Source organism: Streptomyces sp. NPDC045899 (genome assembly GCF_056431485.1).
In genome coordinates this window covers 117,492-136,198 of the sequence record NZ_JBWKKP010000005.1, presented here as the reverse complement: position 1 = coordinate 136,198, position 18,707 = coordinate 117,492, and the positions used below count along the sequence as shown (strand labels likewise).

Annotated in this window: 1 protein-coding gene; it reads left to right on the top strand. The window is 74.9% G+C overall.

Translation table 11 applies throughout. The features are described from left to right. Positions 1-36: 36 nt before the first annotated feature. On the top strand, positions 37-18,702 hold the full coding sequence (locus AC07FT_RS09440) for a non-ribosomal peptide synthetase (protein WP_479175353.1): 18,666 nt from the start codon (positions 37-39) through the stop codon (positions 18,700-18,702). The last annotated feature ends 5 nt before the right edge of the window (positions 18,703-18,707 follow it).

Below are 18,707 nucleotides of genomic sequence, written 5' to 3'. Positions count from 1 at the left end.
CCCGCCCGAACACCCGCTCCGAAGGGCCGCCCCATCATGATGGACCGCCACGAGACATCATCCGGTCAGGCAACCGCCGGTCCGGCTTCCGCGTCCCAGGGGGCCCCGGGCCTGCCTCCGGCGGAGTGGAACGCCACCGGCCGGGACGCCTCCCGCGCCCCGCTGGACGCGCTCTTCGCGGTGTGGGCGGCGCGCACCCCGGACGCCGCGGCGCTGGTGGCACAGGACCGCATCTGGTCCTTCGGCGAGGTCGAGGAGTGGGCGAACCGGCTGGCCCACCGGCTGATCGGGCAGGGGGCGGGGCCCGAGGGGGTGGTGGCGCTGGTGCTGCCGCGCTCGGCCGAACTGGTCGTGGCGGAACTGGCGGTGGCCAAGGCCGGGGGCGCGTTCCTCCCGGTGGACCCGGCACATCCCGAGGAGCGCCGGGCCATGATGCTGGCGGACGCCCGGCCCGTCGCGGTCCTGGACGACCCGGCAGCCATCCGCGCGGTGACCGGCCCCGGCCACGCACCGGGCGATACGGACCGGCCGGCGCCGCTGCTGCCCGAGCACCCGGCGTACGTCATCTACACCTCGGGATCCACCGGTGTGCCCAAGGGGGTGGTGGTGGCCCACTGCGGACTGGGCAACTTCTCGGCCGCGGCCGCCGAGCACTACGCCGTACGGCCGGGCGACCGGGTGCTCCAGTTCTCCTCGCCCAGTTTCGACGCCTCGGTGCTGGAGCTGTGCTCCTCGCTGCTCGCGGGCGCGGCGCTGGTGGTCCCTCCGGAAGGGCCGCTGCTGGGGGCGGAGCTGGCCGCCGTACTGCGGGACCACGAGGTGACGCACGCGCTGGTCCCCCCGGCGGCGCTGGCGACGGTGCCCGCCGAGGAGGTGCGCCGGGGGCTGCCGTCGCTGCGCACGCTGATCGTGGGCGCCGAGGCGTGCCCGGCCGGTCTGGTGGACCTGTGGGCACCGGACCGGAGACTGGTCAACTCCTACGGTCCGACCGAGGCCACCGTCGTGGCCACCTGGACCGGTGCGCTGCGCGCGGGCTCCGGCACCCCGGCGATCGGCCGGCCGCTGCCCAACACCCGGGTGTACGTACTGGACGGGGCGATGCGGCAGGTGCCCGTCGGCACCACCGGTGAGCTGTACATCACCGGCGCGGGGGTGGCCCGCGGCTATCTGGACCGGCCGGGGCTGACCGCGGACCGCTTCGTCGCCGCACCCTCCGGTCCGCCGGGCACCCGGATGTACCGCACCGGCGATCTGGCGCGCTGGACGGCCGACGGTGAGCTGGAGTTCCTCGGCCGGACCGACCACCAGGTGAAGGTGCGCGGGTTCCGTATCGAGCTGGGTGAGGTGGAGGCGGCGCTCGCCCGGCACCCGGAGGTGGGGGCCGCGGTCGTCACCGTCCGGGAGGACGAGCCGGGCATGCGCCGGCTGGTCGGGTACGTGGTGCCCGCCGGCGGGGGCACCCCGCCGTCGGCCGCCGGACTGCGGGCGGCGGTGAGCCGGTCGCTGCCCGCCCATATGGTGCCGTCCGCCTATGTCGTACTCGACGCCTTCCCGCTCACCCCGCACCGCAAGATCGACCGTGCGGCGCTGCCCGCGCCGCGTTCCACGCCCGACGGGGACGCCCGTCACATCGCCCCGCGCACCGCGGCCGAGGCCGCCCTGGCCCGGATCTGGGCCGAGGTGCTGCCGGTGGACACCGTGGGCGTGGAGGACGACTTCCTCGGGCTCGGCGGCGATTCGATCCTGGGCGTGCGGCTGCTGTCCCGGGTCCGGGCCGAACTGGGCGCGGACCTGACGCTGCGGGAGCTGCTGGACGCCCGGACGGTGGCGCGGCTGGCGCGGGCGCTGCCCGCCGAACCCCCGGCCGCGGACCCGCCGATCCCGGCCGTACCGCGGGACCGCCCGCTGCCGCTGTCCGCCGCCCAGCGGCGGCTGTGGTTCCTGGACGACCTGACCTCCGGCGGCACCGAGTACAACACCGGGGCCGGGCTGCGGCTGAGCGGCCCGCTGGACGAGGAGGCGCTGTCCCGGGCGCTGGACGCGCTGGCCGCCCGCCATGACGCGCTGCGCACCACCTTCGCCACCGTGGAGGGCCACGGGGTGCAGCGGGTGGCCGAGCGGGGCGCCTTACCGCTGGAGCGCACCGATCTGGGCGGGCTGCCCGCCGCCGAGCGGGACGGCGCCGTCGAGCGGCTGCTCACCGACGAGTTGAACCGCCCCTACGACCTGGAGCACGGGCCGCTGACCCGGGCCTCGCTGTTCCGGCTCGCCGACGAGGACCACGTCCTGCTGCTGGCCCAGCACCACATCGTCACCGACGGCTGGTCGGTCGGGGTGCTGGTGCGGGAACTGGCCGCGCTCTACGGGGCGCAGGTGGCGGATACGGACGCCGGACTGCCGCCGCTGCCGCTCCAGTACCCGGACTACGCGGTGTGGGAGCGGGACCGTCCGGCCCCGCCGCGGCAGGAGACCGATCTGAAGTACTGGCGCAGCAAGCTGGCCGGGATGCAGATGCTGGAGCTGCCCACCGACCGGCCCCGGCCGCCGGTGCGCACCACCGCGGGCGCGGTCCACCGGCACGAGCTCCCCGCCGATCTGGTGGCGGATCTGGTCCGGCTGGGCCGGGAGCGCTCCACCACGCTGTTCACCCTGCTCGCGGCGGCCGTGTCGGTGCTGTTCGCGCGGTATTCGGGACAGCGGGACATCTCCTTCGGCACCGTCACCAACGGACGTCACCGCAGCGAACTGGAGTCCGTCGCCGGGTTCTTCGTCAACACCCTGGTACTGCGCTCCGAGGTGGACGGGGACACCACCGTCGAGCAGTTCCTCGACACCATGCGGGAAACGGTGCTGGACGCGTTCGGCCATGACGGGCTGCCGTTCGAGCGGGTCGTGGAGGAGCTGGCCCCGCAGCGCGACCCCAGCCGCAACCCGCTGGTGCAGGCGCTGGTGGTGCAGCAGGGCGCGATGGTGCCGACCCGCGACGCCGGGGAGCTGCGGATCACCGAGCACGCGCTGCCGCGCCCCGCCGCCCGGTTCGACCTGGTGCTGGAGTTCCTGCCGCGGGAGAGCGGTTCGCTGGGGCTCACCGTGGAGTACAACTCCGATCTGTTCGACGCCGGGACGATGGAGCGGATGGCCACCCATCTGCACCGGCTGCTGACGGGGATGGCGGCGGCGCCGGAAACACCCCTGATCGAGCTCCAGATGCTCACCGACGCCGAGTGGCACACCCTGCTCGACTCCTGGAACGGACGGGGCCGTCCGGCCCCGGACACCACCCTGCCCGAGCTGTTCGAGGCGCAGGCGGCCCGCCGTCCCTCGGCCCCCGCGGTGGCCCACGGGGACGTCCGGCTCACCTACGGCGAGGTGAACCGGCGCGCCAACCGGCTGGCCCGGCTGCTGATCGACCGCGGGATCGGTCCCGAGCGCCTGGTGGCGCTGGCGCTGCCGCGCTCCGCCGACCTGGTCGTGGTGGTGCTGGCGGTGCTCAAGGCGGGCGCGGGCTATCTGCCGGTGGACCCCGGCTATCCGGCCCAGCGGATCGCGCTCATGCTGGACGACGCCGCGCCCGCGGTGGTGCTGACCACCGGTGAGGCGGCCGGAAGTCTGCCCCCGGGCACGGAGATCCTGGTCCTGGACGACACCGCGGTCCGCGCCGACCTCGGCTCGCGCCCGGACGGCGACATCACCGACGGTGAGCGGATCCGGCCGCTGGACCCGGCGCACCCGGCGTATGTCATCTACACCTCCGGATCCACCGGCAGGCCCAAGGGCGTGGTGGTCACCCACCGCAGCGTGGCGGGGCTCGCGGCGTGGGCCGAGGCGGAGCTGGGGCGGGAGCGGCTGACCGATGTGGTGGCCTCCACCTCGCTCAACTTCGATGTGTCGGTCTTCGAGATCCTCTGCCCGCTGCTGGCCGGGGGCAGCGTCGAGGTGGTCCGGGACCTGCCCGCGCTGATCGATCCGCGGGAGCGGCCGCGTACCCCCGGGCTGATCAGCGGGGTGCCGTCGGTGTTCGCCCGGATCCTGGGCGCGGACGCGGCGGCCTGGGCGGAGGGTGCCGCCGGGACGGTGGTGCTGGCGGGCGAGGCGCTGCCCGCCCAGACCGTACGGGACGTCCGCGCCGCCCTGCCGTCCAGCCGGATCGCCAATCTGTACGGGCCGACCGAGGCCACGGTGTACGCCACCGCCTGGTTCTGCGACGGCGAGGCGCCCGAGCAGGCCCCGCCGATCGGACGTCCGGTGGCGGACACCCGCGCCTACGTCCTGGACCCCACCCTGCGGCTGGTGCCGCAGGGGGTGACCGGGGAGCTCTACCTCGGTGGCCGGGGGCTGGCGCGCGGCTACCTCAACCGGCCCGAGCTGACCGCCCGTCGCTTCGTGGCGGACCCCTTCGGCCCGCCCGGCAGCCGGATGTACCGCACCGGCGACCTGGTGCGGTGGAACGGCGACGGCCAGCTGGAGTACATGGGCCGGGCCGACGACCAGGTCAAGATCCGCGGTTTCCGCATCGAGCTGGGCGAGGTCGAGACGGCGCTGCTGCGCCACCCCGACGTGGCCGGGGCGGCCGCCGTGGCCAAGGAGTCCGGCGACGTCAAGCGGCTGATCGCCTATGTGGTGGCCGCGCCGGGGGCCACACCGGACCCGGCCGGGCTGCGCCGCTTCCTGCGGCGCGGGCTGCCCGACTACATGGTGCCCGCCACCGTGCTGGTGCTGGACCGGATGCCGCTCGGTCCCAACGGCAAACTGGATCGCGGCCGGTTGCCCGACCCGGACTGGAGCGCCACCGCGGCCGGCGGCTACGTGGCACCGAGAACGGCGACCGAGCGGACGCTCGCGGGGGTGTGGGCGGCGATCCTGCGGGTGCAGCGGGTCGGCGTGGAGGACAACTTCTTCTCGCTGGGCGGCGATTCGATCCTCAGCATCCAGGTGGTGTCCCAGGCGCGGCAGGCCGGGCTTCCGCTCACCTCGCGCGATGTCTACCGCCACCAGACGATCGCCGCGCTCGCGCTGCACCTGGACACCGCCGCCCCGGCCGGGCGGCCCGCCGCGGGCGCGGACCAGGAGGCCACCGGGGAGCTGCCGCTGACGCCCATCCAGCGGTGGCTGTTCGAGCACGACGCCGAGCGGGCCGGACACTTCAACCAGACGGTGTCCCTGGAGCTTGCGGAGGACGTGGACGAGGAGGCGCTGCGCGGCGCCCTGGCGGAGCTGCTGGCCCACCATGACGCGCTGCGCTCCCGTTTCCCGCTGCGCGACGGCGCTCCGGACCGCGCCCAGTGGATCGACCGCGTCGGGTCCACCGAGGTGCTGCGCCGCGCCACCGCGGACAGCGGCCACCACCTCGGCGGCTTCGACCTGGCGGAGGAACCGCCGCTGCGCGCGGTGTTCGAGGCGGGCGGCGACGGGCGGCGGCCGGTGCTCCACCTCACCGTGCACCACGCGGTGGTGGACGGGGTGTCCTGGCGCGTCCTGCTGGAGGACCTGGACACCGCCTACCGCGCCCTGGCCCGGGGCGGCGCGGTCCGGCTGCCCGCGAAGTCCTCCGCGCTGCGCCACTGGGCGCTGCGGCTGACCCGGCACGCGGAGGCCGGGGGGTTCGACGACGAGACGGCGTACTGGAACGGGGTGGTCGCCGGATGCGATCCGGCGCTGCCGACGGACCGTCAGGGCGAGAACACCTACGCCTCGGCCCGCTCGGTCACCGTGCGGCTGGGGGAGGACGAGACCGCCGCCCTTCTCCAGACCCTCCCCGAGGTGTACCGGACGCAGGTCAACGATGTGCTGCTGAGCGCGCTGGCGCGGGTGCTGACCGGGTGGACCGGCCGGTCCCGGGTACCGGTGGACCTGGAAGGGCACGGCCGCGAGGAGCTCTTCGAGGACGTGGACCTGTCGCGTACGGTCGGCTGGTTCACCACCCGCTTCCCGGTGGCGCTGGACCTGCCCGAGGGTGACTGGGGCGCGGTGCTCAAGTCCGTCAAGGAGCAGCTGCGGGCGGTGCCGCGGCGCGGCCTCGGCTACGGGGTGCGCCGCCACCTGCTGCGTCCGGACGGGTTCCCGGACGGACCGACGGCGGGGATCAGCTTCAACTACCTGGGCCAGTTCGAGCTGCCGGGCGGTGGCGAGGGACTGTTCCGGGACACCCACCGCGAACTGTCCCTGGACGCCGACCCCGGCAGCCCGCGGCCGCATCCGCTGGAGGTGGTCGGCCGGGTCGAGGGGCGGACGCTGGAGTTCACCTGGTTCTACTCGGCCGGGCTGCACCACGAGGAGACCGTGGCCGGGCTGGCCGAGGAGTTCCGCCGGGCGCTGGTGGAGATCGCCCGGCACGGCGGCTCACCCGGCGCCGGCGGCCGCACCCCGTCGGACTTCCCGCTCGCCACGCTCGACCAGGCCACCGTGGACCGGCTGGCGGGCGACGGCTCCGGGGTGGAGGACATCTACCCGCTCACCCCCACCCAGGCGGGCATGCTGTTCCACCGGCTGTCCCAGGACGACCGGCGCGTCTACTTCCAGCAGTTGGCGTTCGTGCTCGACGGGGTGCCGGACCCGGAGGCGCTGGCCGCGGCCTGGCAGCGGGTCACCGACCGCACCCCGGTGCTGCGCAGCCGCGCGGTGTGGGACGGGGTGGCCGAACCGCTCCAGGTGGTGGAGCGCGCGGTACGGGTGCCGGTCATCCATCTCGACTGGCGGGAACTGACCGGGGACGGCCGCCGGGAGGAGCTGCGGCGGTTCCTGGCCGAGGACCGGGAGCGCGGTCTCGACCCGGGCGCGGCACCGCTGTCGCGGCTGGCGCTGGCCCGGCTGTCGGCCACCGAGGTCCAGCTGGTGTGGACCTTCGACCATCTGATCCTGGACGGCTGGAGCCTGTTCCAGGTGCTGTCGGACGTCTTCCACTGCCATGCGCGGGCCCGTGAGGGCGCGGGCGGCGCGGCGATGGCCGACGGACTGCCCAGCCGCCGTCCGTTCAGCGACTATGTGGCGTGGCTGCGGGAGCGCGACGGGGAGCGGGCCGAGCGGCACTGGCGGTCCCGGCTCGCCGGGCTGTCGGAACCCACCACGCTGCCGTTCGACCGGGAGCCCACCGAGACCCATCACGCGGAGTCCACCGAGGCGGTGCGGACCACCCTGTCCGCCGACACCTCACGTCGGCTGGCCGAGCTGGCGCGGGACGAGGGGCTGACGGTCAACACACTCCTCCAGGGGGCGTGGGCGCTGCTGCTGTCCCGGCAGACCGGCCGGGCGGAGGTGGTGTTCGGCACGACGGTGTCCGGCCGCCCCGCCGAACTCCCGGGCGCGCCGGACATGAACGGGCTGTTCATCGCCACCCTGCCCACCCGGGTGCGGGTGCCCTCCGGTGCCACCGTGCTGAGCTGGCTGCGGGAGCTGCAGTCGGCGCAGACCGAGGACCGGCGGTTCGACTTCGTCGGTCTGCCCCGGCTGCGGTCGTGGACCGGGCTGGCCGAGCGGGTCAACCTGTTCGACAGCATCGTGGTGTTCGAGAACTATCCGGTGGGCGGTGACCTGGCCGCCGCGCACGGGCTGGAGCTGCGGGAGCTCGACGGTGTCGAGACCACCAACTACCCGCTGAGCCTGGTGGTCTACCCGGGTGAGGAACTGACGCTGCGGCTCGGCTACGACCCGGCGCTGTTCGACGCGGCCACCGTGGAGCGGATGGCGGAGTACCTGTCGGTGCTGCTCTCCGCCATGGCCGAGAGCCCGGACCGGGCACCGGCCCGGCTGCCGATGCTCACCCCGGAGCGGCTGCGCGTGCTCCAGGAGTGGAACGACACCGCGGTCCCGGTGGCCGGGGGCACCCTGCCGCGGCTCTTCGCCGACCGGGTCCGCGAGACCCCCGACGCCATCGCGCTGGACGGCGCGTGCGGTCCGGTGACCTACCGGGAGCTGGACGTCCGCGCCAACCGGCTGGCCCACCGGCTGACCGGACTCGGAGTGCGTCCCGAGCACCCGGTGGCGGTGCTCATGGACCGTTCGGTGGAGCTGATCGTGGCGCAGCTCGCGGTCGTGAAGGCGGGCGGGGTCTACGTCCCGCTGGATGTGCGCGCGCCCGAGGACCGGCTGCGCACGGTGCTGGCCGAGGCGTCGGCGCCGGTGCTGCTGACCGACCGCGCCTGGGAGCGCACGGCGGCCGGGATCCCGCACGGCGGCCGGACCGTGGTGGTGGCGCCCGGGCGGGACGGCGCGGAGGACGACGGTCCGTGCGATCCGCCGCGGGTGGCGGTCTTCCCCGACTCCGCCGCGTATCTGATGTTCACCTCCGGGTCCACCGGGCGGCCCAAGGGGGTCGCGGTGCGCCACCGCGACGTGGCCGCGCTCGCCGCCGACCGCGCCTTCGCCGGGCACGACCGGGTGCTGGTGCACTCCCCGCAGGCGTTCGACGCCTCGACCTACGAGGTGTGGGTGCCGCTGCTGCGGGGCGGCACCGCGGTCCTCGCGCCCGAGGGGGACGTGGACGCGGACACCGTGCGCCGGGCGATCGACGACCACGGGGTGAGCTGTCTGTGGCTGACCGCCGGGCTGTTCCGGCTGCTCGCACAGGACGCGCCGGAGTGTCTGCGCGGTGCCCGGGAGGTGTGGACGGGCGGTGACGTGGTGCCCGCGGCGGCGGTGCGCCGGGTGCTGGACGCCTGCCCGGAGCTGACGGTCGTCGACGGCTACGGACCCACCGAGACCACCACCTTCGCCACCCGGCGGGCCTTCCGCGCCGGGGAGGAGCTGCCCCGCGCGCTGCCCATCGGACGGCCGCTGGACAACACCCGGGTCCATGTCCTGGACACCGCCCTCCAGCCCCAGCCGCCGGGCATCCCGGGCGAGTTGTACATCGCGGGGGCGGGACTCGCGCGCGGCTACCGCAACCGCCCGGGGGCCACGGCCGAGCGGTACGTGGCCGATCCGTTCGGTCCGCCGGGGTCCCGGATGTACCGCACCGGGGACATCGTGGCGTGGACCGACGACGGTGAACTGACCTTCGTGGGGCGGGCCGACGACCAGCTGAAGATCCGGGGCTTCCGGATCGAACCGGGCGAGATCGAGGCCGCGCTCGTGCGCCACGAGGCCGTGGCGGAGGCCGTGGTGAACCTCGCCCGGGACGGTGCACGAGCCCTGCTGGTGGCCTACGCGGTCCCGGTCCGCGGCGGTGTGCTGCCCGGGGCCGAGGAGCTGCGGGAGTTCCTCGGCGCCGCCCTGCCGGACTACATGGTGCCCGCGGCCTTCACGACCCTGGACGAACTGCCGCTCACCGGCAACGGCAAGGTGGACCGGCGGCGGCTGCCCGCACCGGACTGGACCGCGGCGGCCGGCGCCGGATACGTGGCGCCGCGTACCGACGCCGAACGCGCGCTCGCGGAGATCTGGGCCACCCTGCTGGGCCGGGAGCGGATCGGGGTCGAGGACAACTTCTTCATGCTGGGCGGGGATTCGATCCTCAGCATCCAGGTGGCGTCCCGGGCCCGGCAGGCGGGGCTCTCGCTGACGCCCCGGGAGCTGTTCCGGCACCCCACGATCGCCTCGCTGGCGGCCGTGGCGCGCAGCGACGCCCGTCCCGCGGCCGACACCGGGCCGGTCTCCGGGGAGCTTCCGCTCACCCCGATCCAGCACTGGTTCTTCGCCACCCAGACCGCCCGGCCCGGCCATTTCAACCAGTCCGTGGTGGCCGAACTCGCCCCGGACACCGATCTTCCGGCGCTGCGCACGGCACTGGCCGCGCTGCCCGTCCACCACGACGCGCTGCGGATGCGCTTCGAGCGGCGGGCGGACGGCGGCGTGCGGCAGTACTGCCCGCTCCCGGACCCGGCGGCCGCGGTACCGCTGCGCGAGGTGGACGTGTCCGGCCCGGACGCGGCGGAGCGAAAGGCCGCGCGGGACGCGGCCATGGCCGGGGCCAACGCCGGACTCGCCCTGGAGGAGGGGCCGATGCTGGCGGCGCTGCTGCTGCGCGGCGCCCCCGGTGAGCCTCTCTCGCTCTTCCTGACCGTGCACCACCTGGTGGTGGACGGGGTCTCCTGGCGGGTGCTGCTGGAGGACCTGGACACCGCGTACGGCCAGACCGTCCGGGGGGAGCCGGTCGCCCTCGGCGCGCGGACCACCTCGCTGCGGGACTGGTCCCGGCGGCTGGCCGAGCACACCGCCGCGGGCGGCTTCGACGGCGAACTGCCCCACTGGGCCTCGGTGGCGGCCGAATGCGCCACCGAACTCCCGGTGGACGGCGCCGGGGAGAACACGGTGGCCGCCATGGGGACGGTCACCGTGCGGCTGGACCGTGAGCTGACCACCGCGCTGCTCCAGCGGGTGCCCGGGGTCTACCGCACCCGGATCGACGACGTCCTGCTGGCGGCGCTGGGCCGGGTGCTGACCGACTGGACCGGGCGCCGCCGGGTCGCCGTCGACCTGGAGGGCCACGGGCGGGAGGAGTACCTGCTCGACGGGGCGGATCTGTCCCGCACCGTCGGCTGGTTCACCACCATGTTCCCGGTGGCCCTGGATGTTCCGGCGGGCGGCTGGGGCGAGACGCTGAAGTCCGTCAAGGAGCAGCTGCGGGCGGTGCCCGCGCGCGGTATCGGTTACGGGGCGCTGCGCCACCTCGCCCCGGCGGACCACCCCGCGGCCGGGGTGCTGCGGGACGCCCCGGCGCCCCGGATCAGCTTCAACTACCTCGGGCAGTTCGACTGGTCGGACGCCGGGGAGGACACCGCGTCCCTGGTGCGCGGCGTACGGGGCGGGCTGGGCGGCGACGCCGCGCCGGAGTCCGCGCGCGCCCATCTGCTGGACGTGGTGGGCCGGGTGGAACAGCGGCGGCTGGAACTCACCTGGTACTACGGCACGGCCACGCACACCGAGGAGACGGTGTCCCGGCTGGCCCGGGAGACCCTCCGCGCCCTGGAGGAGATCGTCGGCCACTGCGCCGGACCCGGCGCCGGGGGCCGCACCCCGTCGGACTTCCCGCTGGCCCGGCTGGACCAGGCCGCGGTGGACCGGATCGCCGCCGACGGCCGGGAGGTGGCGGACATCTACCCGCTGACCCCGATGCAGGCGGGCATGCTCTTCCACCACCTGGTGGACCCGGCCTCGGACGCCTACGTCAACCAGGTGCAGCTGACGATGACCGGGGTGACCGACCCCGGGGCACTGGCCACCGCCTGGCAGCGCACCGCTGACGCCAACCCGATCCTGCGCACCCACCTGGTGTGGGCGGACACCCCGGAACCCCTCCAGGTCGTCCGGCGGCGGGCCGCGGTGCGGATCGTCCACCACGACTGGACCGAGCGGCCGGAGCGGTGGCGGGACGCCGAACTGGACCGGCTGCTCGCCGAGGACCGGGCCGAGGGGATCGACCTGGGGACCGCCCCGCTGATGCGGCTGGCCCTGATCCGGCTGTCCCCCGACGAGGTACGGCTGATCTGGACCTTCCACCACGTGCTGCTGGACGGGTGGAGCGCGGCGCAGGTCTTCGACGAGATCTGCGAGCGGTACACGGAACTCACCACCGGACGCGCCGCGGTGGTCCCCTCCCGGCAGCCCTTCCGGGCCTATCTGGGCTGGCTGGCCGAACAGGACACCGCGGAGGCCGAGCGGTTCTGGCGGGAGGCGCTGGCGGGCTTCACCTCGCCGACCGGACTGCCCCGCGACCGGCCCGCGGTGGAGGCGCACCGCACGGCCTCCTCGGGCACCCACAAGGTCACCCTCGGGGCCGAGGAGTCGGCCCGGCTGCGGACCGCGGCCCAGCGCAACGGGCTGACCATGAACACGGTGGTGCAGGGGGCCTGGGCGCTGCTGCTGGCGCGCTACAGCGGCACCGACGACGTGGTGTTCGGCACCACGGTCTCCGGGCGTCCGGCCGCGCTGGCGGGTGTGGAGTCGATGGTCGGGGTGTTCATCAACACGGTGCCCACCCGGGTCCGGGTGGACGGCGGCACACCGCTGCTGGCCTGGCTGCGGGAGCTGCAGACCGCCCAGTCGGAGTCCCGCCGCTTCGACTTCGTGTCCCTGGCACAGCTGCGGAGCTGGAGCGATGTGCCCGGCGGGAGCAACCTCTTCGACAGCATCGTGGTGTTCGAGAACTACCCCTTCGACAGCGAGGCCATCGCCGCGCACGGTCTGGGCATCCGGCAGGAACGGGATCTGGAGCCGACGAACTACGCGCTCAGTGTGGTGGTGGCGCCCGAGGAGCGGCTGTCGGTCTCACTGGACTACGACCCGGCCGCGTTCGACGCGCCGACGGTCCAGCGGCTGGGCGCCACTCTGCGCGGACTGCTGGCGGAGATGGCGGCCGATCCGGCGCGCCGGGTGGCGGAGCTGCCGCCGGCGGACGCGGAGGAGACCCGGCGGATCCTGGAGGAGTTCAGCGGACCGGTGGCCCCGGCGCCGCACGCGGTGTTGCCGGAGCTGTTCCAGGCGCGGGCGGCCCTGACCCCGGAGGCGGTGGCCGTCCGCGGGGAGGGCGGATCCCTCACCTACCGGGAGCTGAACGAGCGCGCCAACCGGCTGGCCCGGCTGCTGGTCGCGCGGGGCGCGGGACCCGAGCGCTTCGTGGCGCTCTCCCTGCCGCGCACCCCGGACCTGGTGGTGGCGCTGCTCGCGGTGCTGAAATCGGGGGCGGGATACCTGCCGGTGGATCCGGCGTACCCGGCGGAGCGCATCGCCTTCATGCTCGGGGACATCGCCCCCGACATCGTGCTCACCACCGGGGAGCAGGCGGCGCGGATCCCGGCCGGGAGCGCCGCTCTCCTCCTGCTGGACGGCGCGGAGTGCGCGGAGCGGATGGCCGGGGAGGACGCCCACGACCTCACCGACGCCGCGCGGCACCGCCCGCTGGACCCCGCCCACCCCGCCTACGTCATCCACACCTCGGGCTCGACCGGCACCCCCAAGGGCGTGGTGGTCACCCACGCCAGTGTGGCGGCCCTGGCGGCCTGGGCGGCGGCGGAGTTCGGTGCGGAAGGGCTCTCCCACGTGGTGGCCTCCACCTCGCTCAACTTCGATGTGTCGGTGTTCGAGATCCTCTGTCCGCTGCTGGCCGGGGGCTCCCTGGAGATCGTCCGCGATCTGCTCACCCTCACCGAGCGGACCGGCCCGTGGTCGGCGAGTCTGCTGAGCGCGGTGCCGTCCGCGCTGGGCCAGGTGCTCGGCAGGGGTGCGGTGTCGGTGTCCGCCGACACCGTGGTGCTGGCGGGCGAGGGGCTCGCCGCCCGCACCGTCCAGGAGGTGCGCGCGGCCGTCCCGGGCTGCCGGGTGGCCAATATCTACGGGCCCACCGAGGCCACCGTCTACGCCACCGCGTGGATCTGTGACCCGGCGGACCCCGGCCGGACCCCGCCCATCGGGTCCCCGGTCGCCGCCACCCGGGCGTACGTCCTGGACGCGCGGCTGCGGCCGGTGCCGGTCGGCGTACCCGGGGAGCTGTACCTGGCCGGGGCCGGACTGGCCCGCGGCTACGCCGGACGGCCGGGGCTGACCGCGGACCGGTTCACCGCCGACCCCTTCGGCCCCGCGGGGGGCCGGATGTACCGCACCGGCGATCTGGTGCGCTGGGACGCCGAAGGGCAGCTGGAGTACCTGGGCCGGACCGACGACCAGGTCAAGGTGCGGGGGTTCCGCATCGAACTGGGCGAGGTCGAGGCGGCGCTGGCGCGCCACCCGGAGGTGGCGGAGGCAGCCGCGTCCGTGGTGGACACCGCGGGCCACAAGCGGCTGGCCGGCTATGTGGTCCCGGCCCCGGGCGCGTCGGTGGACCCGGCGGCGCTGCGGGCGTTCCTCGCCCGTACGCTGCCCGACCACATGGTCCCGGCGGCCGTGGTCTCCCTGGAGCGGCTGCCGCTGGGGCCGAGCGGCAAACTCGACCGGCGGGCGCTGCCCGCGCCGGACTGGGCCGCCCCCGCGGCGGGACACGTGGCGCCGCGCACGGAGACCGAGAAGGCGCTGGCCGGGATCTGGGCCGAGGTGCTGGGTCTTGAGTCGGTCGGGGCCGAGGACAACTACTTCGCCCTCGGCGGCGATTCCATCCTCAGCATCCAGATCGTGTCCTCGGCCCGCCGTGCCGGGATCGAACTGACACCGCGCCATCTCTTCGTCCACCAGACCGTGGCGGCGCTGGCCGCCGCCACCGAGGGCGCGGTGTCCTCCGCGGCCACCGCGGAACAGGGTCCGGTCCTCGGCGAGGTGCCGCTCACCCCCATCCAGCACTGGCTGTTCGAGAGCCTGCCGGAGAGCCCCTGGCACTTCACCCAGTCGCTCTCCGCCGAGCTGGCCGGACCGGTGGACACCACCGCGCTCGGCGCCGCGCTGACCGCCCTGCTGGAACACCACGACGCCCTGCGGCTGCGGTTCGAGCGCACCGGGGACGGTCCGTGGCGGCAGCACAGCGCCCCGCCCGGTGCGGAACCGGTGCTCGAACGGATCGATCTGTCCGGCCACCGGCCCGCGGGCCGGGAGGCGGCGCTGCGGGAGGCCACGGCACGGATCGAGGCCGGATTCGACCTGGTCCGTGGCCCGTTGCTGCGGGCCGTCCTGTTCACCCGGGGCGACGGGGAGCGCCCCGTCCTGCTGCTCACCGCCCACCACCTGGTGGTGGACGCCGTCTCCTGGCGCATCCTGCTGGAGGACCTGGACACCGCCTACCGGGCGCTGGCCGAGGGCCGCACACCCGAACTCGGGCCCAAGACCACCTCGTTCCGCGAGTGGTCGCTGCGGCTGCGCGATCACACCGCGGCCGGGGGCTTCGCCGCCGAGCGGGAACACTGGGCGGCGGTGGACGGCCACGGTGAACTGCCCACGGACAGCGAGGGGCCCAACACGGTGGCCTTCGAGGAGTCCGTGGCCGTCCGGCTGGACACCGGCACCACCCGCGCCCTGCTCCAGGACGTGCCCGGGGTCTACCGGACCCGGATCAACGACGTCCTGCTGTGCGCGCTGGGGCGGGTGCTGGGCCGCTGGACCGGCCGGGACCGGGTGCTGGTGAACCTGGAGGCGCACGGCCGCGAGGAGATCTTCGAAGGCGTGGACCTCTCCCGTACCGTCGGCTGGTTCACCAGCATGTTCCCGGTCGCGCTGGAGGATTGCGGCGGGGACGGGCTCGCGGAGTCGCTGAAGTCGGTCAAGGAGCGGCTGCGGGCGGTGCCGCGGGGCGGACTGGGCCACGGCGCGCTGCGCCATCTGCTGCCCGGCGGCGCGGACCTCCCGGCCGCGGCACCGCGGATCAGCTTCAACTATCTGGGGCAGCTGGACTGGAAGCTGCCCGGCGCGGGCCCGGACGGCGGACTGCTGCACTCCCTGCGCGACGGTCTGGACGGCGGGATGAGCGCGGACGCGCCCCGGGCCCATCTGATCGACGTGGTCGGCCGGGTGACCGGTGGCGAACTGGAGCTGTCCTGGGCGTACTCGCGCAGTCTGCACCGGCGCGACACCGTCCTGCGGCTGGCCGGGGAGATGGCCGCGGAGCTGCGGTCGATCGTCGCGCTGTGCGCCGCTCCGGGCGCGGGCGGCCGGACGCCGTCGGACTTCCCGCTGGCCGCCCTGGACCAGGAGACCGTGGACCGGCTGGCGGGCGACGGACGGGACGTGGCGGACATCTATCCGCTCACCCCGACCCAGTCCGGGCTGGTCTTCCACGGACTGGCCCAGCGGGGCCAGGGGCTCTACGTGGAGCAGGCTACGTTCGTCCTGGACGGGGTCCGGGACATAGCCGTGCTCGCCGCCGCGTGGCAGCACGTGGTCGACCGCACCCCGGTGCTGCGCAGCGAGGTGGTGGTACACGGGGTGCCCGAACCCCTCCAGATCGTGCGGCCCGCCGCCACCGTGCCCGTCGGGGAACACGACTGGACGGCGCTGGACGAGGACGGCCGCGCCGCCGCGCTGGAGCGGCTGCTCGAGGAGGACCGCGCCCGCGGGATCGACCTCACCGCGGCGCCGCTGCTGCGGGTCGCCCTGGCCCGGCTGTCGCCCACCGAGGTGCGGGTGCTGTGGACCTTCCACCATGTGCTGCTCGACGGGTGGAGCGTCTTCCAGGTGCTGTCGGACGTGTTCGCCGCGCATGCCGCGCTGGCCGCGGGGACCACACCCCGTCTGCCCTCCCGCAGGCCGTTCGCGGACTACGTGGCCTGGCTGGGCCGTCAGGACCGCAGCCGGGCCGAGGAGCACTGGCGGACGGTGATGGCCGGGTTCGCGGCGGCCACCGCGCTGCCGTATGACCGCAGGCCCGCGCCGCACACCCCGACCCGCTCCGCGCGCTGGCTCTCCCGGCGGCTCGCCGAGCGGGAGACCACGGCGCTCCAGGAGTTCGCCCGGCGTCACCGGCTCACCCTGAACACCGTGGTCCAGGGCGCCTGGGCGCTGCTGGTGGCGCGCTGGAGCGGTGAGCGCGACGTGTGCTTCGGGGCCACGGTCTCCGGACGGCCGACCGAACTGCCCGGCGCCGACGACATCACCGGCATCTTCATCAACACCCTGCCGGTGCGGACCGAGGTGGACGGCGACGCCCCCACCGCGGCCTGGCTGCGGACGCTCCAGACCCAGCAGGCGGAGGCGCGCGGCTTCGGTCACGTACCGCTGTCCCGGATCCAGGGCTGGAGCGGGGTGCCGGGCGGCGCCAACCTCTTCGAGAGCCTGGTGGTGTTCGAGAACTACCCCATCAACAGCTCGGCGGCGGCGGAACACGGACTCGCGGTCCGCGACCTCCATGCCCTGGAGAGCACCAACTACGCGCTGACCGTGGTGGTCTCCCCCGGCGCCGAGCTGGCGGTGGAACTCGGCTATGACCCCCGGCTGTTCGACGAGATCACCGCCGAGCGGCTGGCCGGCCAGCTGACCCAGGTGCTCGGCGCCCTCGCCGCGGCCCCCGACGAACTGCCCCTGGACCGGATCGACATCCTGCCCGCCGCCGAGCGGCTGCGGATCCTCGCCGAGGGGGACGACACCGCCCGCGAGGCGCCGCTCGCCACCCTGGCCGAGCTGTTCGAGGCGGCGGTGGACCGTCATCCCGACGCCCTCGCGGTCCTCTCCCCCGGCGCCGAGCTGACCTACGCCGGGCTGGAGCGGCGGGCCAACCGGCTCGCCCACCACCTCATCGCCCGGGGGGTCGGTCCGGGCGGGATCGTGGCGCTGGTCCTGCCGCGTTCGGTGGAGATCGTGGTGGCCCAGCTCGCGGTGGCCAAGGCGGGGGGCGCCTATCTGCCCGTCGACCCCGACTACCCGGCCGGGCGGATCGACCTGATGCTCCGGGACGCCGCACCGCTGGTCACCCTGGAGGGCCCGGACGCGGTGGACGTGCCCGGCGGACCGGACCACCGGCCCGGCGAGGCGGACCGGCGCGGTCCCGTCGGCCCGGACGACGCGGCGTACGTCATCTACACCTCGGGCTCCACCGGGACCCCCAAGGGGGTGGTGGTCACCCACCGCGGGCTCGGCGGCTTCGCCGCCGCCGAGGCCGAGCACTACCAGGTGCGGCCGGGCGACCGGGTGCTGCAGTTCGCCTCACCCAGCTTCGACGCCTCCGTGCTGGAGCTGTGCATGTCGCTGCCGGCCGGGGCCACCCTGGTGGTACCGGAACCCGGTCCGCTGCTGGGCGGTCATCTGGCGCGGGTACTGCGGGAGCGGCGGATCACCCACACCCTCATCCCGCCCGCGGCCCTGGCCACGCTGCCCCCGGGCACCGAGGAGGAACTGCCGGAGCTGCGGACGCTGATCGTCGGAGGGGACGCCTGCGGTGCGGAGCTGGCAGGCCGCTGGGCCCCGCACCACCGCATGATCAACTCCTATGGCCCCACCGAGACCACGGTGGTGGCCACCTGGTCCGACCCGCTGGAGCCGGACGGCACCCCACCGCCGATCGGACGGCCGGTGCCGGGCACCCGGGCGCGGGTGCTCGACCGGCGGCTGCGCCCGGTGCCCCCAGGGGTCCCCGGTGAGCTGTGGATCTCCGGCCCGTCGCTGGCCCGCGGCTATCTGGGCCGTCCGGGACTGACCGCAGAACGGTTCGTGGCGGACCCCTACGGACCGCCCGGGAGCCGGATGTACCGCACCGGCGATCTGGCCCGCCAGGACTCCCGGGGCCGGATCCACCACCTGGGACGCACCGACCACCAGCTGAAACTGCACGGCTACCGGATCGAGGCCGGGGAGGTGGAGACCGCGCTGTGCGGCCATCCGGACCTGGTGGATGCGGTGGTGACGGTCCGGGAGGACGAGCCCGGAGTGCGCCGTCTGGTGGCCCATGTGGTCCCCGGCGCCGGGGTCACCGCCCCGGACGGAGCCGAGCTGCGCGCCCTGCTGGCCCGCACCCTGCCGGACCACATGATCCCGTCGGCCTTCGCCGTCCTGGACCGGCTGCCGCTCACGGAGAACGGGAAGACCGACCGGGCGGCGCTGCCCGTGCCCACCCCCGCGACCGCCCCCGCCGCCCGCTTCGTCGCCCCGAGCACCCCCACCGAGGAGGTGCTCGCGGAGATCTGGGCGGCGGTGCTGGGCGCGGCACAGGTCGGCGCGGAGGACGACTTCTTCGCTCTGGGCGGTGACTCGGTGCGCAGTCTGCTCATCGCATCGAGGGCGAAGGAGACGTTCGGTGTCGAGCTGACCCCGCGGGACATCCTGACCGCGCGCACCGTCCGCGGCCTCGCCGACCTGGTCGAGGAGTACGTCCTGCGCGAACTCGAAGACGCCGCCGTGAGCGGCGACCACGACGAACGGTAGAGGAC